The sequence below is a fragment of the Bacillus sp. B.PNR1 genome (genome assembly GCF_030386235.1).
GTDB lineage: Bacteria > Bacillota > Bacilli > Bacillales > Bacillaceae > Bacillus > Bacillus stercoris.
Window position 1 is genome coordinate 727,357 of record NZ_JANYMN010000001.1, and the last position, 21,219, is coordinate 748,575.

Below are 21,219 nucleotides of genomic sequence, written 5' to 3' on the forward strand. Positions count from 1 at the left end.
ATTTATTGAAAGCGTTTTAGCTTTTTACATGAAGGGGGACTTCTTTTGAAGGATGTAAGACTGCCAACACTATTTGAAATTATTATTGTACTAGGATCATTTTTAGCACTTGTCATGTCGTTTACCGTCTTTTTAGACTTGCCGATACAGCTCGCGCTTTTCATTTCCTGGTTTATCGCAATGATTCTCGGAATCAGACTCGGTTATACTTATAAAGATATGCAAAATGCGATCCTGCATGGAATATCAAATGGGCTTGAAGCCGTTCTGATTCTTGTTTCAGTAGGAGCGCTTATTGGAACATGGATCGCTGGTGGAATTGTGCCCACACTAATTTACTATGGTTTAGAATTTATTCACCCTAGCATCTTTTTACTTGCAACGCTGATTATTTGTTCAATTATGTCTGTCGCAACAGGTACGTCATGGGGAACAGTCGGAACTGCCGGCATTGCCATGATCGCAATTGGAGAGGGGTTAGGCATTCCGCTTCCTCTTGTAGCCGGTGCTATCCTTTCAGGCGCTTATTTCGGGGACAAGCTGTCTCCTTTGTCTGACAGCACGGTTCTTGCTTCTTCGCTATCTAAAGTAGATGTGTTAGACCACGTCAGAGCAATGCTCTTTTTATCTGTGCCAGCATATGTGATTACAGCTATTCTCTTTACAATTACTGGTTTTATGTACGGCGGGAAAAATATTGACCTTGATAAAGTTGACTTCTTGAAATCATCTTTGCAAAATACGTTTGACATTCATATTTGGATGCTGATCCCGGCTGTTGTTGTTATTGTCTTATTGGCGATGAAAAAACCATCAATGCCGGTTATCGTGATTGGTGCGTTACTTGGTGCAATCTGGGCTGTTGCTTTCCAAGGCATGAATCCTGCGGACGCTATCGCTACCGCATACAACGGATTCTCCATTAAAACAGATGTTGAATTTTTGAATGGCCTGTTAAACCGCGGCGGAATTGTCGGAATGCTCAGTTCCCTTGTCGTGATTATCTTTGGACTTGGTTTTGGCGGACTGCTAGAAAAGCTTGGCGTCTTAAAAGTGATCGTTTCTATGTTTGAAAAGAAGCTGACATCACCGGGCAATGTGACTTTATCTACGCTGATCGTAGCGTTTTTAGCAAACATCTTCGGCTGTGCGATGTATGTATCTCTTATTTTGACTCCGAAAATTATGGAAGACAGCTATGATCGTTTGAATCTCGATAGAAGGGTGTTATCCCGTAACTCAGAGGTCGGAGGTACATTAACTTCAGGTATGGTTCCTTGGTCTGATAACGGGATTTACATGGCGGGAATACTAGGAGTTTCTACCTTCTCATATCTGCCGTTTATGTGGCTCAGTTTTGTAGCAATAGGTCTTGCCATTATCTATGGTTATACAGGAAAATTTATATGGTATACGAAAAACAATACAGTTAAAGCTGAAAAACTAGGCTAATAGGGGAGGATACTGAATGATAGCGAAACACATGATTCGGACACTGATGATCGAAACGCCTTCGGTTCCCGGAAATCTTGGAAGGGTGGCTACGGCAATCGGCCTTCTGGGCGGGGATATTGGTGAAGTGGAGACTGTAAAAGTCGGCCCCAATTACACAATGCGGAATATTACCGTTCAAGTGGAGAATGAAGAACAGCTTCAGGAAGTGATCGCGGCTGTCCAGGCCCTCGGAGAAGGGATCAGACTTCACACCGTATCTGATGAAGTTCTGTCCGCACATGAAGGCGGAAAAATCCAAATGAAAAGCAAAATGCCGATCCGTTCACTGGCAGAGCTGGGGCGTGTCTATACACCAGGTGTTGCAGATGTGTGCCGATTGATCGAAAAAGAACCTGAAAAGGCTTCTATATATACAACGATCAGCAATTCTGTCGCGATTGTAACCGATGGAACCGCTATTTTAGGTCTTGGAAATATCGGCTCTGTCGCAGGCATGCCTGTCATGGAAGGAAAGGCTGCTTTATTTGATCAGCTGGCGGGCATTAGCGGCATCCCGATATTGCTTGATACGAGTGATCCGGAAGAAATCATCAAAACGGTAAAACATATTTCTCCTGGTTTTAGCGGCATCCTTTTAGAGGATATCGGTTCGCCGCATTGCTTTGAAATCGAAGACCGCCTAAAAGAGGAGCTGAACATCCCTGTTATGCACGATGACCAGCATGGTACAGCTGTAGTGACGCTGGCAGCTGCCATCTCAGCATGCAGGAGTGCGGGGGTTGACCTCAAGGAAGCGAAAGTGGGGCAAATCGGCTTGGGCGCAGCAGGCGTCGCCATCTGCCGGATGTTCATGGCCTATGGCGTGAAAGCAGTGTACGGAACAGATAAATCAGAGGCGGCAATGAACCGTCTTGAACAATACGGCGGACATGCAGTTTCCAATATTGAGGAGCTCATGGAAACATGTGATATTGTCATTGCTACAACTGGAGTTCCGGGGTTAATCAAACCGGCATTTGTACGTTCCGGCCAAGTGATCTTGGCATTATCAAATCCGAAGCCGGAAATTGAGCCGGAGGCCGCACTGCAGGCTGGCGCTGCATATGCAGCTGACGGGCGTTCTGTTAATAATGTACTCGGTTTTCCTGGAATTTTTAGAGGAGCGCTTAACGCAAAGAGCAAGGAAATTAATCATGATATGCTTGTCGCAGCAGCAGAGGCCATCGCAGCCTGCACAAAACAAGGCGATGTGGTCCCTCAGCCGCTTGATTCAAAAGTCCATCATGAGGTAGCAGCAGCTGTCGAGCATGCAGCTCTTACAGCAGTAAAATAAAAGTAGCTAAACAGCACCTTAGCAGGGTGCTGTTTTTTCTTATCCGTGTTCAATTTTGTTATCATTACTAAATAAGGGAGTGATCACATGGCAAAAAGCCAGGCAAAAAAGAAGCGGGAGCATCGACTGAGAAACGGCGGACGTGACGTCTTATCATCAAGAGGCAGTACACCATCTTTCAGCACACATGAAAGAATGACAAAAAGCAAAAAAGAGATTTTGAATAAACGCAAGCATAAGAATCCTTATGATCATACGGTAGTTGATGATAAGGATTTTTTTCGTCCAAAAAAACCGCCTAGCATTCTTCTCTATCGTTTCTTTTTGAAAAGGGGCATCTTTTTGTGTTTCTTTCATACAATCTATTAAATCAAATCAATAGAGCGGGCGGGAGGAAACGGTATGCGAAAAATCTCTTATAAGGACATGTTTCTCAGGCACGTCAAAGATCATCTCTCTCTTTATATATTTGTTTCAGTGCTGTTTTTCATGGGTGTCATCTTTGGCGCGATCATTGTCAACAGCATGACCATCAGCCAGAAAGAAGATTTATATTACTATTTAAGCCAATTTTTCGGACAGCTTTCGGATGGAAAACAAGCAAGTGCATCTGATATGTTTGGACAAAGTATCTTTCATAATGCAAAATATTTAGGGCTGATGTGGATATTGGGGATTTCCGTCATTGGCATGCCGATTATTTTTATCATGATCTTTCTGAAAGGGATCGTCGTCGGCTTTACTGTCGGGTTCCTTGTCAATCAGATGGGAGTAAGCGGGTTTTTTCTATCATTTGTCTCCGTTTTGCCGCAAAATGTGCTGCTGATTCCGGCGTATCTCATTATGGGTACGTGTGCGATTGCGTTTTCTTTAAAGTTAATCAGGCAGCTGTTCGTGAAACGAAGCCTGCATGACGCGCCGATTCAATGGTTCGGACGGTATGCCTTTGTGCTGCTGGTTATTCTGCTTTTAGCGCTGATTTCGTCTCTCTTTGAAGCATACTTATCTCCTGTATTAATGGAAAAGCTTACATCGAAATTTTTTTAAAATAATTATTAAAAGAAAATCGTTTTATTTATCAGTTTATAATAATTATAGTTGGAACTCTGCGCTTATTTTGTTATAATGAGTCATGGAATGCGGCGTAGGAGGGAAAGACATGGAAAACCGTATTGATCGAATTAAGAAACAACTGCACTCATCCAGCTATAAACTTACGCCCCAGCGTGAAGCGACAGTAAGAGTGCTGCTTGAAAACGAAGAAGACCATTTAAGCGCAGAAGATGTATACCTCCTCGTAAAAGAGAAATCTCCTGAGATCGGTCTCGCTACAGTATACCGTACGCTTGAATTATTAACTGAATTAAAAGTCGTTGATAAAATTAACTTTGGAGACGGCGTATCCCGTTACGACCTTCGGAAAGAGGGCGCAGCCCACTTTCATCACCACTTGGTGTGCATGGAGTGCGGGGCCGTTGATGAAATTGAAGAAGATTTGCTTGAAGACGTGGAAGAAATCATTGAACGTGATTGGAAATTTAAGATTAAAGATCATAGATTAACGTTTCACGGCATTTGCCACCGCTGTAACGGAAAAGAAACTGAATAGACGGTGCCGAGCGCGAACCTTTTCTCATGGGGAAAGGGTTTTTTGCTGTTTCTATGTATAAAACCTTTCTGATTTGGCATATGGTTTATATAACTGGAACCATAGGGAAAGGATCGATTAGGACATGGGAAGATTCCTGAAAACAACTGTCGATGCATTGAAAGTTTTCATCCTGTTTACCGGTTTTACCGCTTTGTTCTATTATGCTATGATATGGGTGAATCAAGAGTATGAAAACTATCATCGGTACGATAAACCGGAAGGCTCCGCTGTAAAAGTTGTGGAAATGGATCAGGATGAAAAAGGCGGATGGTTCGACCGGTTGATCTTTTTTTACCAAAACGGGGAGTAGATCAAGAGTGAAAGATCAAATAAAGGATTTCATCCACTATGTCATGGTAGAGAGAGGGCTCTCTCAAAATACGATCGTATCCTATGAACGTGACTTGAAAAGCTATTCTCTCTACTTAACAGAAACCCTTCATGTTACGGATTGGAATCACGTGACCCGCATACATATTATCCAATACTTAAAGCACTTGAAGGACTCGGGGAAATCCGGGAAGACATCGGCGCGGCATTTGGCATCCATTCGCTCTTTTCATCAATTTCTGCTCAGGGAAAAAGTGACGGACAAGGACCCTTCCGTTCATATCGAAACACAAAAGACCGAACGGGCGCTTCCGAAAGTGCTCGCACTCAATGAGGTCGAGCGATTATTGGACACGCCTAAGCTGACGAGCCCTTTCGGCTATCGGGATAAAGCAATGCTGGAACTGCTTTATGCGACAGGCATACGAGTCAGTGAAATGATTGAATTGAAAACGTCTGATGTTCATTTATCTATGGGGTTTGTCCGATGCTTCGGCAAAGGAAGAAAAGAGAGGATCGTGCCAATTGGTGAAGCAGCCGCTTCCGCCATTGAGGAATATATGACAAAAGCCAGGGGGAAATTGTTAAAGAACAATGTGTCTGACGCCCTCTTTTTAAATCATCACGGCAAACAGATCAGCCGCCAGGGATTTTGGAAGAACCTGAAGAAAATCGCGTTGGAAGCCGGGATTAAGAAAGAGCTGACTCCGCATACACTCAGGCATTCCTTTGCGACGCATCTGCTTGAGAACGGGGCAGATTTAAGAGCGGTTCAGGAAATGCTCGGTCATGCGGATATATCCACGACGCAAATTTATACGCATGTGACGAAAACAAGGCTGAAGGATGTGTACAAGCAGTTTCATCCGCGTGCATAGCCGCAGATGGCTGCGGCTTTTTTGTTTAGAGCGACAGAAAATATTGAAGTTTCTCATTATTTCCAAATGCATTGTCAACGGGGATGAAAACGGTTTATACTTGAGTTGTCAGACCTCTTAGCGATACAATAGACGTATAGAAAAAAAGGAGGCTTTCAAGATGCCTGCATACAAATATAATCGTGTGTTTTTAATTGTGATGGACTCAGTCGGAATTGGCGAAGCGCCGGATGCCGCTGACTTTAATGACGAAGGCGCTCATACGCTCGGGCATATTGCCGAGCATATGAACGGATTACATATGCCGAATATGGCAAAACTCGGCCTTGGTCTTATCGAAGATATCAAAGGTGTAGAAAAAACAGAACATCCGCTTGCGTATTATGGAAAAATGCAAGAAGCGTCAAACGGCAAAGATACAATGACCGGCCATTGGGAGATTATGGGCTTATACATTGATAAACCGTTTAAAGTGTTCCCGGAAGGCTTTCCTGATGAATTGCTTCAAGAGCTGGAAAAGAGATCTGGACGCAAAATAATCGGAAACAAGCCGGCTTCAGGCACGGCGATTTTGGATGAGCTTGGCCAGGAACACATGGAAACAGGAGCTTTAATTGTTTACACGTCTGCTGACTCTGTTCTGCAAATTGCCGCTCACGAAGAGGTTGTGCCGCTTGAAGAGCTGTACCGCATTTGTGAAACGGCGAGAGAACTGACGCTTGATCCGAAGTATATGGTTGGCCGCATTATTGCAAGGCCGTTCGTCGGAGAGCCGGGGCAATTCAAACGGACGCCAAACCGCCATGACTATGCGCTTAAGCCGTTTGACCGCACTGTCATGAATGAATTGAAGGACAGCGGCTTAGAAGTGATTTCAATTGGTAAAATCTCTGATATTTACGACGGAGAAGGCATTACTTCTTCACGGAGAACGGTTTCTAATATGGACGGAATGGACAAGGTGATCGATACGCTGGGAGAAGACTTTACGGGTCTCAGCTTTGCGAACCTTGTTGATTTTGACGCCTTATTCGGACACCGCCGTGACCCTGAAGGCTACGGACGCGCGCTTGAAGAATTTGATGCGCGGCTTCCGGAAGTGTTTGAAAAAATGAAAGAAGATGATCTGTTGATTATTACAGCAGACCACGGCAATGATCCGATTCATCATGGGACTGACCATACACGCGAGTATGTGCCGATTCTCGCTTACAGCAAAAAACATAAAAAAGCGCAAATGCTGCCGCTCGCAGATACATTTGCCGATATCGGCGCAACGATCGCTGATAATTTCCAAACAAATAAACCGAAATACGGGAAAAGCTTTTTATCTTTATTACAATAGGGGGACTGTTTCTTGAAGGACAGAATTGAACGCGCAGCCGCTTTTATTAAACAAAACCTGCCGGAATCTCCGAAGATCGGCCTTATTTTAGGCTCAGGTCTTGGCATTTTGGCGGACGAAATCGAAAATCCGGTCAAGCTGAAATATGAAGACATACCTGAATTCCCGGTATCTACTGTTGAAGGGCATGCGGGACAGCTTGTGCTAGGCACTCTTGAAGGAGTTTCCGTCATTGCAATGCAAGGCCGCTTTCATTTCTATGAAGGCTACTCAATGGAGAAAGTGACATTCCCAGTACGCGTGATGAAAGCGCTCGGCGTGGAAGCATTGATCGTTACAAATGCCGCAGGCGGTGTCAACACTGAATTCCGTGCGGGAGACTTAATGATTATTACCGATCATATCAACTTTATGGGGACAAACCCGTTAATCGGGCCAAACGAAGCTGATTTCGGCGCCAGATTTCCAGATATGTCTTCAGCCTATGACAAAGAGCTATCCAGCTTGGCTGAAAAGATTGCGAAAGACCTTAATATTCCAATTCAAAAAGGCGTGTATACTGCTGTGACAGGACCTTCTTACGAAACACCGGCAGAAGTCCGTTTCTTAAGAACGATGGGCTCTGATGCAGTCGGCATGTCTACTGTTCCGGAAGTCATTGTGGCGAATCATGCGGGAATGCGGGTTCTTGGCATTTCCTGCATCTCTAACGCGGCAGCCGGAATTCTGGATCAGCCTTTAAGTCACGATGAAGTAATGGAAGTGACTGAAAAAGTAAAAGCTGGATTTTTGAAGCTTGTTAAAGCGGTCGTCGCTCAATACGAATAAAAAAGAATCAAAGCAGGACCAAAAGACAGCTGTGTCGGATATCACACAGCTGTCTTTTTTTGTGCCCAAAATTCGAAACATTTTCCATCAGTGGCGTATAAAACCATCCCGCTTGGAAAAAATAAAAAGGATTATGAAATGGAGGGCTTTTGAGATGAAACGTCTTTTATCCACTTTGTTGATTGGTATAATGCTGCTTACATTTGCACCGTCTGCATTTGCAAAACAAGACGGAAAACGCACATCGGAGCTTGCTCATGAAGCGAAGTCTGCGGTGCTGATAGAACGTGACACGGGAAAAGTGCTTTACAACAAGAACAGTAATGAGAGACTGGCGCCTGCAAGCATGACGAAAATTATGACGATGCTTTTGATTATGGAAGCTTTAGATAAAGGCAAAATCAAAATGAGTGATAAGGTCCGTACAAGCGAGCATGCGGCGTCAATGGGCGGCTCACAGATCTTCCTTGAGCCCGGCGAAGAAATGACTGTCAAAGAAATGCTGAAGGGTATCGCAATCGCTTCAGGAAATGACGCTTCTGTAGCCATGGCTGAATTTATTTCCGGCTCTGAAGAAGAATTTGTGCAGAAAATGAACAAAAAAGCAAAAGAGCTGGGATTGAAAAATACATCCTTCAAAAACCCGACCGGATTGACAGAGGAAGGACATTACAGCTCTGCTTATGACATGGCAATCATGGCTAAGGAATTATTGAAATACGAATCAATTACGAAGTTTACCGGCACCTATGAAGATTACCTGCGTGAAAATACAGATAAAAAGTTTTGGCTTGTGAATACGAATCGCCTGATCAAGTTTTACCCTGGTGTAGACGGCGTCAAAACAGGCTATACAGGTGAAGCGAAATATTGTCTGACTGCTTCGGCTAAAAAAGGGAACATGCGGGCCATCGCAGTTGTATTTGGAGCGAGCACACCTAAAGAAAGAAACGCGCAAGTGACAAAGATGCTTGATTTCGCCTTTAGTCAATATGAAACGCATCCTTTATATAAACGAAATGAAACAGTAGCAAAAGTAAAGGTCAAAAAAGGGAAACAAAAATTGATCGAACTCACTACATCTGAGCCGATTTCAATATTGACGAAAAAAGGCGAGGATATGAACAATGTGAAGAAAGAAATCAAAATGAAGGACAATATCAGTGCTCCGATTCAAAAAGGCCAAGAGCTTGGCACTCTTGTTCTGAAAAAGGATGGAGAAGTACTCGCTGAAAGTCCAGTTGCTGCAAAAAAAGATATGAAGAAAGCCGGGTTTATCACATTCTTGAAGCGGACGATGGGAGACTGGACAAAATTTAAGTAATTATGCCGAATGACCACTAGTTTTGTCACGGTGAAGGAATTCATTCCGTCGAAATCGAAACACTCATTATCCGATCATATCAAGGAGGAATGAGCATGAGCCTTGGAATTGACATGCATGTCAAAGAATCTGTGCTTTGTATTCGATTAACAGGCGAACTCGATCACCATACGGCTGAAACCCTGAAACAAAAAGTGACTCAATCATTGGAGAAGGATGATATTCGCCATATCGTGCTGAACCTAGAGGACCTTACCTTTATGGACAGCTCGGGGCTTGGCGTCATTTTAGGAAGATACAAGCAAATTAAGCAAATTGGCGGAGAAATGGTCGTTTGCGCTATCTCTCCTGCGGTGAAGCGGTTGTTTGATATGTCAGGTCTGTTTAAAATTATCCGATTTGAACAATCTGAGCAGAAGGCTCTGCTTACACTGGGGGTGGCATCATGAAAAATGAAATGCACCTTGAGTTTTCTGCCCTCAGCCAGAATGAATCATTCGCCCGTGTGACAGTTGCTTCATTTATAGCCCAGCTGGACCCGACAATGGATGAATTGACTGAAATCAAAACAGTCGTGTCAGAGGCTGTCACGAATGCGATTATCCATGGATATGAAGAAAACTGTGACGGAAAAGTTTACATTTCTGTAACGCTGGAGGATCATGTCGTATATATGACGATTCGTGATGAAGGCTTGGGCATAACAGATCTTGAAGAAGCCCGCCAGCCTTTATTCACGACTAAGCCTGAGCTTGAGCGTTCTGGAATGGGCTTTACCATTATGGAAAATTTCATGGATGATGTCAGTATCGATTCATCGCCTGAAATGGGAACAACGATTCGCTTAACAAAGCACTTATCAAAAAGCAAAGCGCTTTGTAATTAAGGAGATTTGTTATGGATGTGGAGGTTAAGAAAAACGGCAAAAACGCTCAGCTGAAGGATCATGAAGTAAAGGAGTTAATCAAACAAAGCCAAAATGGCGACCAGCAGGCAAGAGACCTCCTCATAGAAAAAAACATGCGTCTTGTTTGGTCTGTCGTACAGCGGTTTTTAAACAGAGGATATGAGCCTGACGATCTCTTCCAGATCGGCTGCATCGGGCTGTTAAAATCTGTTGACAAATTTGATTTAACCTATGATGTGCGTTTTTCAACGTATGCAGTGCCGATGATTATCGGAGAAATCCAGCGGTTTATCCGTGATGACGGAACCGTAAAAGTATCAAGGTCATTAAAAGAGCTCGGAAACAAAATTCGGCGCGCCAAGGATGAGCTTTCGAAAACACTGGGCAGAGTGCCGACGGTGCAGGAGATCGCAGACCATTTGGAGATTGAAGCAGAAGATGTTGTACTGGCCCAAGAGGCGGTAAGGGCTCCATCTTCAATCCACGAAACCGTTTATGAAAATGACGGAGATCCGATTACCCTGCTTGATCAAATCGCTGACAACTCAGAAGAAAAATGGTTTGACAAAATTGCGCTGAAAGAAGCGATCAGCGATTTGGAGGAAAGGGAAAAATTAATCGTTTATCTCAGATATTATAAGGACCAGACACAGTCCGAGGTGGCTGAACGGCTCGGGATCTCTCAAGTACAGGTTTCCAGACTTGAAAAGAAAATATTAAAACAGATCAAGGTTCAAATGGATCATACGGATGGCTAGTCTGCAGTGCAGGCTAGCTTTTTTGTGTGTAAAAGCGTGGTAATTTATGGTCTTTTCGAGCGGATGAATGAGAACAAAATCGAACCACATACTACATATATAACCACCGAAAGATGGTGATCAATGATGGAACGACGAATATTTATCCGGCTTCGCCACCGGGTGCTGGCACATCCAGGGGATATCATTACCGTTGGAGATGCCGCGCAAATAGAAGGGCAGCTTCAGCTGAAAAAGAAACTTTCGGCTATGCCGCTTTATCAAGTGAGCGAAAAAGATAAAAATATCGTAATTCTGGATATCATACAGGTCCTCAAAGCCATTCACTTACAAGATCCGACACTTGATGTTCAAACAGTAGGCGGAGCAGAAGCCATTGTTGAAATTCAGTATCGAAAACGGAAATTATCAACGGTTCTGTTTATCGGTGTCTGGCTGCTTCTGTTTATCGGATCGTGTCTTGCCATCATGAACTTTCATGAGGATGTAAGCATGAGAGATGTTCATATCGCACTATATGAAATCATAACCGGAGAGAGGAATGACTATCCATATTTGCTTCAAATCCCATACAGCATCGGTTTGGGACTGGGGATGATCGTGTTTTTCAACCACATATTTAAAAAGCGCCTAAATGAAGAGCCCAGCCCGCTGGAGGTTGAGATGTTTAACTATCAGCTTGATCTCGATCAATATGTGGCCATGCACGAGAATCAAGAAACCATAAAGGATCTGCATGATCGTTAGTGTATTGTTCATTATTTTTGTCGGGCTCGGCGGAGGCATAACGGTGGGGGCAGGTTTCGTTGCTTTTTTAACCGTAATGGGGATCATTCCGCGGCTGATGCAGCTCACCAAAACAATGAGATTTGTCCAGGCTTATGAAGCGGCTGTTATTCTTGGCGCGGTTTGCGGGGGATGGGAGACGCTTCATATGAATCATCTTTATCTGACAAAATGGATAGCTGTGCCGGTCGGACTTCTGGCAGGTTTGTTTGTCGGGATGCTAGCGGCTGCCCTTACAGAGGTTTTAAATGTCCTGCCGATTTTGGCAAAACGAATCGGGCTCAGAAGTAAAATCATTATTCTGTTAATGGCCATCGTGATTGGGAAAATCGCGGGATCTTTATTTCATTGGCTGTACTTTATTGACCATTCATAAGGAGGTTTCAAGATGACAAACATTAAAGAAAATTACAAATCCAAAGTAAAAACATATCAGCCTAAGCCGCCTTACGTCTGGAACTGTGTAAAAGCCTTTTTGGTGGGCGGGCTGATTTGTGCAATCGGGCAAGGTCTGCAAAATTTCTACATCCATTTTTTTGATTTTAATGAAAAAACCGCAGGAAATCCAACGGCTGCAACGCTGATATTAATTTCTGCCCTGCTTACAGGGTTCGGCATCTATGACAGAATCGGACAATTCGCAGGCGCCGGTTCAGCCGTACCTGTCACAGGATTTGCCAACAGCATGGCAAGCGCCGCACTTGAATATAAAAGCGAAGGGTTAGTGCTTGGCGTAGCGACTAATATGTTTAAACTGGCAGGAAATGTTATTGTTTTCGGGGTTGTGGCTGCATACATCGTTGGAATGATTCGGTTTGCTTTTGAGAAACTGATGTCATAGGAGGAGAAGATAATGAAATTAACAGGAAAGCAAACCTGGGTATTTGAACATCCCTTATTTGTGAACTCAGCGGGAACGGCAGCAGGACCAAAGGAAAAAGACGGACCGCTCGGCTCTCTATTTGATAAAACCTATGACGAAATGCATTGCAATCAAAAAAGCTGGGAAATGGCGGAACGGCAGCTAATGGAAGACGCTGTAAATGTTGCGCTTCAAAAAAACAATCTGACAAAAGATGATATTGATCTATTGCTGGCAGGCGACTTGCTGAACCAAAACGTGACGGCTAACTACGTGGCAAGACATTTAAAAATCCCGTTTCTTTGTATGTTTGGCGCTTGTTCAACATCAATGGAAACAGTGGCTGTCGCGTCAGCGTTAGTTGACGGCGGGTTTGCCAAAAGGGCACTCGCTGCCACCAGCAGTCACAATGCAACGGCGGAAAGACAGTTTCGCTATCCGACAGAATACGGAGGCCAAAAACCGGACACTGCCACTTCTACTGTAACCGGAAGCGGCGCAGTTGTCATCAGTCAGACACCGAGTGATATTCAAATCACAAGTGCGACTGTCGGAAAGGTTTCTGATTTAGGAATTACAGATCCTTTTGATATGGGATCGGCCATGGCTCCGGCTGCAGCTGATACAATTAAGCAGCACTTTAAAGATCTAAACCGGACAGCGGATGACTACGATCTTATCCTGACAGGTGATCTGTCAGGCGTCGGTTCTCCAATCGTAAAAGATCTCTTAAAAGAAGATGGTTATCCAGTCGGCACAAAGCATGATGATTGCGGGCTTCTGATTTATACCCCGGATCAGCAGGTCTTTGCCGGGGGGAGCGGCTGTGCTTGTTCAGCGGTTGTCACCTACTCTCATATTTTTAAGCAGCTGAGAGAAGGAAAATTAAACCGTGTATTTGTCGTGGCGACCGGTGCGCTGTTAAGCCCGACGATGATCCAGCAAAAAGAAAGCATCCCGACTATCGCCCACGGGGTTGTATTTGAGCGTGCAGGAGGTGCATCTTAACATGGATTATCTTTTGGCTTTTGTATGTGGCGGTGCCATTTGTATCGTCGGCCAGCTGCTTTTGGACATTTTCAAATTGACGCCAGCTCATGTCATGACAACATTCGTTGTAATCGGTGCCATATTAGATGGTTTCGGCATTTACGATAAATTTATTGAATTTGCCGGAGGAGGCGCCACCGTTCCGATCGTCAGCTTTGGTCACAGTCTTTTGCACGGTGCCATGCATCAGGCGCATATACACGGATTTATCGGAATCGGCATGGGAATTTTTGAGCTGACATCTGCCGGTATCTCAGCCGCCATTCTCTTCGCTTTTATCGTAGCTGTTATTTTCAAACCGAAAGGATAATGCCGACATGACAACAAAACGCAAGGTCATACTGGTAACAGACGGGGATGTGTATGCCGCTAAAACAATTGAATACGCCGCAAGAAAAGTAGGCGGCCGATGTATTTCACAATCGAAAGGAAACCCCTCCACCCGCAGCGGCGCCGAGCTCGTCAAGCTGATCGCCTCAGCACCGTATGATCCTGTTTTTGTCATGTTTGACGACTCCGGCCTTCAAGGAGAGGGTCCGGGAGAAGCCGCTCTGACCTATGTCGCGACCCATCCGTCTATTGAAGTGCTCGGTGTGATTGCGGTCGCGTCAAAAACACATCAGGCTGAATGGACCAGGGTCGATGTAAGCATTGACCGCAATGGAGAAGTAACTGAATATGGCGTCGATAAAGTCGGGGAAAGAGAATTTGATGACCACAGAATGAGTGGAGATACTGTCTATTGCCTTGATAAACTTGATCTCCCGCTTATTGTCGGTATCGGGGATATTGGGAAAATGGGCAGAAAAGACGATATCTCAAAAGGGTCGCCAATCACCATGAAAGCGGTCGAGTTTATTTTAGAAAGGAGCGGGTATCATGCCGGACCACAAGGAAGAGAAAATTCGGGTTTATCGGAATCCAGCTAAAAATGAAGAGTACTTCAAAAAACGTGTCGGGATGGGGACAAGCTATGATGTAGGTGTTCGCAAGCTCATTATTTTAGACAAAGAGATCCAGCTTTACTATCTAAATGGATTATGCGATACGGCTTATATTATTCATTTAATGAGAGAGCTTGTTGCCATTAACAATCGGAAAGAAGATCCTGATGAGCTGGTCGATATTGTCGAAAACAGATTGCTTAACGCCCAGGTCGAAAAAGTAAAAACCTTGGATGAAACCACCGACCAAGTGCTGTCCGGGCTTGTCGCAGTCATTGTTGAAGGCGCAGGCTTCGCATTTATCATTGATGTCAGGAGCTATCCGGGCAGAAATCCGGAAGAACCAGATACGGAAAAGGTAGTCAGGGGAGCCAGAGATGGATTTGTTGAAAATATCGTCGTCAATACGGCCCTTCTCAGAAGGCGGATCAGAGACGAACGCCTTCGAGTCAAGATGACGAAAGTTGGCGAGCGGTCAAAGACGGATTTAAGCATTTGTTATATAGAAGATATAGCTGATCCGGATCTGGTTGAGATCGTGGAAAAGGAAGTTGCTTCCATTGATGTCGATGGATTAACAATGGCCGACAAAACTGTCGAGGAATTCATTGTTAATCAAAACTATAATCCTTTTCCGCTCGTGCGCTACACAGAAAGACCGGATGTGGCCGCGAATCATGTTCTTGAGGGCCATGTTGTCATTATAGTGGATACATCGCCTAGTGTGATCATTACCCCGACGACTTTATTTCACCACGTGCAGCATGCGGAAGAATATAGGCAGGCGCCTTCAGTCGGGACCTTTTTAAGATGGGTCAGATTTTTCGGTATTCTTGCTTCTACTTTATTTCTTCCGATCTGGTTTCTCTTTGTGCTTCAGCCTGATCTGCTCCCGGACAATATGAAATTTATCGGTTTAAATAAAGATACGCATATCCCGATCATCCTGCAAATATTTTTAGCGGACTTAGGAATCGAGTTTCTCAGAATGGCTGCCATTCACACCCCGACAGCTTTATCGACAGCAATGGGTTTAATTGCCGCTGTTCTGATCGGGCAGATTGCGATTGAAGTCGGCCTTTTTTCGCCTGAGGTGATTCTGTACGTCTCACTTGCGGCGATTGGAACCTTTACGACGCCTAGTTATGAATTAAGCTTGGCAAACAAAATGAGCCGCCTTGTCCTCATGATACTCGTTGCCTTATTTCATATAAAAGGGCTCGTTATTGGATTTACAGTGCTAATTATTGCCATGGCAAGCATCAAATCCCTTCAGACACCGTACTTATGGCCGCTGATTCCCTTTAACGGAAAGGCGCTGTGGCAGGTTCTTGTCCGCACAGCGAAACCTGGCGCAAAAGTTAGGCCCAGTATCGTTCACCCCAAAAATCGCTTAAGACAGCCTACCAATTCATAATCGCATTGAAACTGACTGAAGAGTATGATAATGTATGTCTTAATTATGAAGGGACAGTCCGTAAAACTGTCCTTTCATCCATAAGCGGAGAAAGAGGGAATGACATTGTTCTTACACGGCACAAGCAGACAAAATCAACATGGTCATTTAGAAATCGGAGGTGTGGATGCTCTCTATTTAGCGGAGAAATATGGTACACCTCTTTACGTATATGATGTGGCTTTAATACGTGAGCGTGCTAAAAGCTTTAAGCAGGCTTTTATTTCCGCAGGGCTGAAAGCACAGGTGGCATATGCGAGCAAAGCATTCTCATCAGTTGCAATGATTCAGCTCGCTGAGGAAGAGGGACTTTCTTTAGATGTCGTATCCGGAGGAGAGCTTTATACGGCTGTTGCGGCAGGCTTTCCGGCAGAACGCATTCACTTTCATGGAAACAATAAAAGCAGGGAAGAACTGCGGATGGCGCTTGAGCACCGTATCGGCTGCATTGTGGTGGATAATTTCTATGAAATTGCGCTACTTGAAGACCTATGTAAAGAAACGGGACACTCCATCGATGTTCTGCTTCGGATCACGCCTGGAGTAGAAGCGCATACGCATGACTACATTACGACGGGACAAGAAGATTCAAAGTTTGGTTTCGATCTTCATAACGGACAAACTGAACGGGCGATTGAACAAGTATTACAATCGGAACACATTCAGCTGCTGGGTGTCCATTGCCATATCGGATCGCAAATTTTTGATACGGCCGGTTTTGTGTTAGCAGCGGAAAAAATCTTCAAAAAACTAGACGAGTGGAGAGATTCATACTCATTTGTATCCAAGGTGTTGAATCTAGGAGGAGGTTTCGGCATCCGTTATACGGAAGAGGATGAACCGCTTCACGCCACTGAATACGTCGAAAAAATTATCGAAGCTGTGAAAGAAAATGCTTCCCGTTACGGTTTTGATATCCCGGAAATTTGGATCGAACCAGGCCGTTCTCTCGTAGGAGACGCAGGCACAACCCTTTATACGGTTGGCTCACAAAAAGAAGTGCCGGGTGTCCGCCAGTATGTGGCAGTAGACGGAGGCATGAACGACAATATTCGTCCTGCGCTTTACCAAGCTAAATATGAAGCTGCGACAGCCAATCGGATCGGAGAAGCGCATGACAAAACGGTATCGATTGCTGGAAAGTGCTGTGAAAGCGGAGATATGCTGATTTGGGATATTGACCTGCCGGAAGTAAAAGAAGGCGATCTTCTTGCCGTTTTTTGTACAGGCGCTTACGGATACAGCATGGCCAATAATTATAATCGTATTCCGAGACCTGCCGTTGTATTTGTCGAAAACGGTGAGGCTCATTTAGTCGTGAAGCGAGAAACATACGAAGATATTGTAAAACTTGATCTGCCATTTAAAACGAGTGTAAAGCAATAAAAAAAGCGCCGATTTTTCGGCGCTTTTCTTATTTAAAGATAGATACAATCGCATTCCAGATAGATACGAAGAAATCAATGACTTTCTGGATGAAGTTTTTGCCTTCATCTGATTCTATGAATTTCGTAATCTTATCTTTCGCTTTATCAAGCTGGTCACTGACCTGTCCCCAGTTAATGTCAGCGTTTTTCATCTTATTGAATAGGGAGACAAGCTGATTCTTTTGGCTGTCTGTAAGTGTGACGTTTAAATCAGAAGCTGCGTCGTCCACTTGTTTTTCGATGTCAGCTTTATTATCAGGCACCCCGTTTTTAGCAAACTCTTCTTTGATTTTTGCGATCAGGGCTGCCGCATTTTCGTTACCGATTTTGTCTCCAAGCTCTGATGTCGTGACAAGCTCTTGGTTGGCGACTTGCTTAACATCCTCTGAGATCGCTTCGTCGGAAGAAACCTCATACGCCTTAATCAATCCGGTTAAAGCCGCAGTCCCGGATACTTCAAACGGCGCTGTAACATACACCTTCGCATCTTTAACACCGGCTGTCATCAGCGCATTCAGGTACATTTCATCTGTAATGCCGCTGATATTATGTGTCTCAACATTCAGTCCAGAGCCTTTTTTGGCAATCGTTATGGACGAGGAAGAAATCGCTCTTGATCCGATTTGCGCGTTCGATATATATTTTCCTAAATATTCATGTTCTTCCTTATTGGTCACGGTTACCGTTGTGGCATTATTAGGGACATTCATTTCATCAAGCACTTTTTGTTTGTCGGATTCTGACAAATCAGCACCAAGTGTTACAATGACATCTCCAACTGCGGCATCCGCGAGACTGACCTTCGGAACCATCAGCAGCAAAACGGCCGCTGCCAGCATTCCAATCCAAATTTTCTTCAAAGCAGTTTGACCTCCTTCAACTTCACAAGCAGCTGGCTAGAGCTGCTTTGTGAGGACCTGAATCATAATGAAAATACAGTTCCGTTAGGTTAGACGGAGATATAGAGATTCAGGTTTCATTTTTATTTTTTAGTAAAGCCGGGAGATTCGTTTTCCCCCGAAAGGTGTGGTATAATAGCCGCGACAAGGAGAGACAGGCTATAACCTATCATACATAATCTCCTTTGAAAATTAAAATAAAGAAAGTAGGCATACAATTGAAAACAGGTTACTTTTTATTAGAAGACGGAAACAAAATTGAATTTGAACTTTACCCTGAAGCTGCACCGGGTACTGTCGCAAACTTTGAAAAGCTTGCGAACGAAGGCTTTTATGACGGCCTTACATTCCACCGAGTGATTCCTGGCTTCGTCAGCCAAGGCGGCTGCCCGCACGGATCTGGTACTGGCGGCCCAGGATACACAATCAAATGTGAAACAGAAGGAAACCCGCATACACATGAGGCGGGCGCACTTTCTATGGCACATGCCGGAAAAGACACTGGCGGCAGCCAATTTTTCATCGTTCATGAGCCACAGCCTCATTTGAACGGTGTTCACACTGTATTCGGTAAAGTAACAAACGGATTAGAATTCGCGAAAAACATGTCTAACGGCGATGTCATGAAAGAAGTTCGCGTAGAAGGCTAATCGGCAGGCAAAAGGCTTCCTCTTAGAGAGGAAGCTTTTTTGTTGGCCAAATGGTCAATAAAAAACCGCCGAATGCTGATGGCGGTTGGTAAACCAGGTGTTAAGGAAGGAGTTTCTCAATCCCTAAATAAATACATTAAAAAGTTTTGGTGACGTTCTGATCAGTAAATTGATGATTAATCATTTTAGCCTTGCTTACGAAGTTATTTTCAAAAACAATACCTGTGTTTAAACCTCCGGAGCCAAACACAGATTTGGACAAAGTTAATGGCCTGATCATAAAAGCGCCGCCTACGTTAACTACGCCGTTGCCGGAAATGTTGTTTATATTAATAGGATAATCAATCATACCATCCAAATCTCCTTTCATATTATTCTACTTTTTATATGTATTAGTGCTAGAGTCAATAAGCATAAACTTATTGGTAAAAATATTTAAATGAAGCCTCTTTTTTTCGGTTTTTGAAAAATGTGCATAAAAAAGAGCTTCTTTAAAGCTTCCCGAAACCCAAGTATTTGTCTGTGCTTTTATTCTCTCTGAAAATGGCGGCTTTTTTTCTAGATAATGCTAAGATTAACTTCTAGTTGACTACAAATAGATATACATTACAAGCGGCTCTTCAAATAACCAGTGAGGACGCATGCTGTAGCCGTGATGTTCCTTTCTTGTAAGAGAACGGTTTCTCCTAAATTTAATAAACTGCTATGATGACCCTCAAATGAAAACATGGGGGAGATAAGGTAGTCACTCCCTTAACCGTATATGTTAGATTTTTCAAACCAAACAAACACCTGACTTGGACGTTGACCAGAACCGCCCTTGGCAAACAATCTGCATCAATATGTATGGACAAGGATAGGTTGCGTTTTTTTATCCAGATAAGATCCCGTCGGAACTACTGAAAATAAAATTGAGCGATTATACAAAAGTGGATTGGGAATGATAAAAGGATAAAAAAGGTTAAGGAGAAACACATGCAAGTTTTGACGGGGTTACTTGAACAGCATGGATATGCCGTCTTGTTTATTGTGTTAATGTTAGAGCTTATCGCTTTACCTGGACCTGGAGAGTTTCTGATGGGCTATGCGGGTGTTCTCGTGTTTCAAGATAAGTTAAACTGGGCGCTAAGCATGTTAGCGGCAGGATTGGGAAGCTGTGCGGGAGTGAGCATTTCGTATTGGATCGGGTATAGACTGGGCCCTGCCATTTATAAATATGGAGAACGGATTCATTTTGGAAAGGACAGGATGGAAAAAACATCACGCTGGCTTGCACATTACGGAAACAAATTATTTCTTATTGCTTACTTTATACCAGGTGTGCGCCATGTCGCCGGCTATGCTGCAGGCATTACTCATATCCGATTTAGACAGTATGCCATCTATGCGTATTGTGGTGCATTTCTTTGGACCGGCACATTCATTTCACTTGGAAAGTTACTCGGACCGGACTGGGAACAGTTTCATGCCGCAATCAAAAAGTATGTATTGATCGTGAGTTTGTTTGCTGCTATTCTGATCTTGCTTTTCTACCTGGTCAAGACGCAAAAAAGCAAGATCAGAGAGTTGATCATAGCGGGATTGGTGAAGGGGGCAAGACAATTTCACACCCTTCGCCGTTTAAGGCTTCTGATCGTGTTCACAGCTTTATTGTTTTTGATGTTTGTGCTGTTAATGGGAAGCTTGGTTGAAAATTATATTAATAATGAATTTAAGCCGTTTGATACGATCGTTACACTTGTTGTGACAGTTCTTTTTAACTCACAGTGGCAGTATTGGATGGCAGTATTCGGGGTTTTTGCGTCGAGAGATGTTCTATTAGCCGTTATTGTTGTAACTTTTCTTTGGACAGTATTCAAAGGGCAAGACCGGAAAATCGAACTCTCTTTCTTATTTTTCCTAGTCATTGGCGGAGAGCTTTATGAAGAGGGAATCAGGCGGCTCTTTCATTCCCTTCATCCTGTCCATGCTCCTTTGGAAAGTCACGTCTTATACCCGTTTCCAAGCGAACAGACGTTAACGGCATTTGTCATTTTTGGTTTTTGCGCTTATCTCTTTGTGCGTCATTCTCACAAAGCTCGTCTGCAAACTGTTACATTTTTATCGTTGCTTGTCGTTTTGTTCCTCATCGGGCTGAGCCGTGTGTACTTTCATGAACAGTATCCTAGTGATGTTGTTGGGGGCTACGCCTTCGGCGGTGTTTGGCTCAGTTTGAATGTTTTCGTCATGGAGCTCTTCCGTTTCTCCAGAAGATTTAGCAAGCTGAGAAACGAACCCGATTAGTATGTAGGACGGGTGATTAAAATTAAGAAAACTTTAAAGTTGTACGATTCATT

At 43.9% G+C, this 21,219-nt stretch carries 25 protein-coding genes; 23 read left to right on the forward strand and 2 right to left on the reverse strand.

The genetic code is table 11. From position 1 onward, the window contains the following. The first annotated feature begins 45 nt into the window (after nt 1–45). The 21 genes from mleN to lysA all read left to right on the forward strand — a co-directional run bounded on the left by mleN (nt 46) and on the right by lysA (nt 17,293). Nucleotides 46–1,452, forward strand: a complete 1,407-nt coding sequence (mleN, locus tag NZD81_RS04025) for a malate-H+/Na+-lactate antiporter MleN (protein WP_014664488.1) — start codon at nt 46–48, stop codon at nt 1,450–1,452. A 16-nt stretch (nt 1,453–1,468) separates the two neighbouring features. Further along, on the forward strand, nt 1,469–2,788 hold the full coding sequence (locus tag NZD81_RS04030) for a malic enzyme-like NAD(P)-binding protein (protein ID WP_289859662.1): 1,320 nt from the start codon (nt 1,469–1,471) through the stop codon (nt 2,786–2,788). Between the two features lie 87 nt (nt 2,789–2,875). After that, a complete protein-coding gene (locus tag NZD81_RS04035; protein WP_282372563.1) occupies nt 2,876–3,157 on the forward strand; it encodes a hypothetical protein in 282 nt (93 codons plus the stop codon). A 33-nt stretch (nt 3,158–3,190) separates the two neighbouring features. Then, on the forward strand, nt 3,191–3,835 hold the full coding sequence (gene spoIIM / locus NZD81_RS04040) for a stage II sporulation protein M (protein ID WP_282372562.1): 645 nt from the start codon (nt 3,191–3,193) through the stop codon (nt 3,833–3,835). 112 nt (nt 3,836–3,947) lie between these two features. Next, the gene (fur, locus tag NZD81_RS04045; RefSeq protein WP_003223972.1) at nt 3,948–4,397 is read left to right on the forward strand and encodes a ferric iron uptake transcriptional regulator; all 450 of its coding nucleotides are present in this window, start codon (nt 3,948–3,950) and stop codon (nt 4,395–4,397) included. A gap of 124 nt (nt 4,398–4,521) precedes the next feature. Next, nucleotides 4,522–4,749: a YqzK family protein gene (locus tag NZD81_RS04050; RefSeq protein WP_014664484.1), complete on the forward strand. Its 228-nt coding sequence runs from the start codon at nt 4,522–4,524 to the stop codon at nt 4,747–4,749. Between the two features lie 7 nt (nt 4,750–4,756). Next, on the forward strand, nt 4,757–5,647 hold the full coding sequence (xerD, locus tag NZD81_RS04055; RefSeq protein WP_014664483.1) for a site-specific tyrosine recombinase XerD: 891 nt from the start codon (nt 4,757–4,759) through the stop codon (nt 5,645–5,647). 160 nt (nt 5,648–5,807) lie between these two features. Continuing rightward, nucleotides 5,808–6,992 (forward strand): phosphopentomutase, encoded by a 1,185-nt coding sequence (gene deoB, locus NZD81_RS04060; RefSeq protein ID WP_134975378.1) that lies wholly within the window; start codon nt 5,808–5,810, stop codon nt 6,990–6,992. Nucleotides 6,993–7,004: 12 nt separating this feature from the next. After that, nucleotides 7,005–7,820 carry a purine nucleoside phosphorylase I, inosine and guanosine-specific gene (locus tag NZD81_RS04065; protein WP_040082727.1) on the forward strand — a complete coding sequence of 272 codons (816 nt, stop codon included), beginning with the start codon at nt 7,005–7,007 and terminating at the stop codon, nt 7,818–7,820. 154 nt (nt 7,821–7,974) lie between these two features. Further along, nucleotides 7,975–9,144: a D-alanyl-D-alanine carboxypeptidase DacF gene (gene dacF, locus NZD81_RS04070; protein WP_282372561.1), complete on the forward strand. Its 1,170-nt coding sequence runs from the start codon at nt 7,975–7,977 to the stop codon at nt 9,142–9,144. 95 nt (nt 9,145–9,239) lie between these two features. Further along, nucleotides 9,240–9,593, forward strand: a complete 354-nt coding sequence (gene spoIIAA, locus NZD81_RS04075) for an anti-sigma F factor antagonist (RefSeq protein WP_014664479.1) — start codon at nt 9,240–9,242, stop codon at nt 9,591–9,593. Next, nucleotides 9,590–10,030 carry an anti-sigma F factor gene (gene spoIIAB / locus NZD81_RS04080; protein ID WP_014664478.1) on the forward strand — a complete coding sequence of 147 codons (441 nt, stop codon included), beginning with the start codon at nt 9,590–9,592 and terminating at the stop codon, nt 10,028–10,030. Before spoIIAA ends, spoIIAB begins: the two co-directional genes overlap by 4 nt. 11 nt (nt 10,031–10,041) lie before the next feature. Continuing rightward, nucleotides 10,042–10,809, forward strand: coding sequence for an RNA polymerase sporulation sigma factor SigF (gene sigF, locus NZD81_RS04085; protein WP_003230458.1), 768 nt, complete (start codon nt 10,042–10,044; stop codon nt 10,807–10,809). Nucleotides 10,810–10,935: 126 nt separating this feature from the next. After that, nucleotides 10,936–11,556 (forward strand): stage V sporulation protein SpoVAA, encoded by a 621-nt coding sequence (gene spoVAA / locus NZD81_RS04090; protein ID WP_040083772.1) that lies wholly within the window; start codon nt 10,936–10,938, stop codon nt 11,554–11,556. After that, on the forward strand, nt 11,546–11,971 hold the full coding sequence (gene spoVAB, locus NZD81_RS04095; RefSeq protein ID WP_003230463.1) for a stage V sporulation protein SpoVAB: 426 nt from the start codon (nt 11,546–11,548) through the stop codon (nt 11,969–11,971). The genes spoVAA and spoVAB overlap by 11 nt, the downstream gene beginning before the upstream one ends. A 12-nt stretch (nt 11,972–11,983) precedes the next feature. Continuing rightward, complete coding sequence (gene spoVAC, locus NZD81_RS04100) at nt 11,984–12,436, forward strand: stage V sporulation protein AC (RefSeq protein WP_003223947.1); 453 nt, start codon at nt 11,984–11,986, stop codon at nt 12,434–12,436. 12 nt (nt 12,437–12,448) lie between these two features. Further along, nucleotides 12,449–13,465, forward strand: a complete 1,017-nt coding sequence (spoVAD, locus tag NZD81_RS04105; protein ID WP_014664476.1) for a stage V sporulation protein AD — start codon at nt 12,449–12,451, stop codon at nt 13,463–13,465. Nucleotide 13,466: 1 nt separating this feature from the next. Beyond that, nucleotides 13,467–13,817, forward strand: coding sequence for a stage V sporulation protein AE (gene spoVAE / locus NZD81_RS04110; RefSeq protein ID WP_014664475.1), 351 nt, complete (start codon nt 13,467–13,469; stop codon nt 13,815–13,817). 7 nt (nt 13,818–13,824) lie between these two features. Further along, nucleotides 13,825–14,436 (forward strand): stage V sporulation protein SpoVABEA, encoded by a 612-nt coding sequence (spoVAEA, locus tag NZD81_RS04115; RefSeq protein ID WP_014664474.1) that lies wholly within the window; start codon nt 13,825–13,827, stop codon nt 14,434–14,436. Continuing rightward, nucleotides 14,387–15,868 (forward strand): spore germination protein SpoVAF, encoded by a 1,482-nt coding sequence (spoVAF, locus tag NZD81_RS04120; protein WP_014664473.1) that lies wholly within the window; start codon nt 14,387–14,389, stop codon nt 15,866–15,868. Before spoVAEA ends, spoVAF begins: the two co-directional genes overlap by 50 nt. Before the next feature lie 105 nt (nt 15,869–15,973). Continuing rightward, the gene (gene lysA, locus NZD81_RS04125; protein ID WP_040083773.1) at nt 15,974–17,293 is read left to right on the forward strand and encodes a diaminopimelate decarboxylase; all 1,320 of its coding nucleotides are present in this window, start codon (nt 15,974–15,976) and stop codon (nt 17,291–17,293) included. 28 nt (nt 17,294–17,321) lie between these two features. Here lysA and NZD81_RS04130 read toward each other — a convergent pair whose 3' ends face one another. Beyond that, entirely contained in the window at nt 17,322–18,194 is an 873-nt protein-coding gene (locus NZD81_RS04130) for a DUF1002 domain-containing protein (protein WP_148343671.1), read from the reverse strand. 257 nt (nt 18,195–18,451) lie between these two features. Here NZD81_RS04130 and NZD81_RS04135 point away from each other — a divergent pair, with 257 nt between their 5' ends. After that, nucleotides 18,452–18,883 (forward strand): peptidylprolyl isomerase, encoded by a 432-nt coding sequence (locus tag NZD81_RS04135; protein ID WP_148343672.1) that lies wholly within the window; start codon nt 18,452–18,454, stop codon nt 18,881–18,883. A gap of 136 nt (nt 18,884–19,019) precedes the next feature. On the opposite strand, the gene NZD81_RS04140 is transcribed toward NZD81_RS04135, so the two are convergent. Next, nucleotides 19,020–19,232, reverse strand: coding sequence for a spore germination protein (locus NZD81_RS04140; RefSeq protein ID WP_014664471.1), 213 nt, complete (start codon nt 19,230–19,232; stop codon nt 19,020–19,022). Between the two features lie 626 nt (nt 19,233–19,858). Here NZD81_RS04140 and NZD81_RS04145 point away from each other — a divergent pair. After that, nucleotides 19,859–21,166: a VTT domain-containing protein gene (locus tag NZD81_RS04145; RefSeq protein WP_069839190.1), complete on the forward strand. Its 1,308-nt coding sequence runs from the start codon at nt 19,859–19,861 to the stop codon at nt 21,164–21,166. Nucleotides 21,167–21,219: the final 53 nt, after the last annotated feature.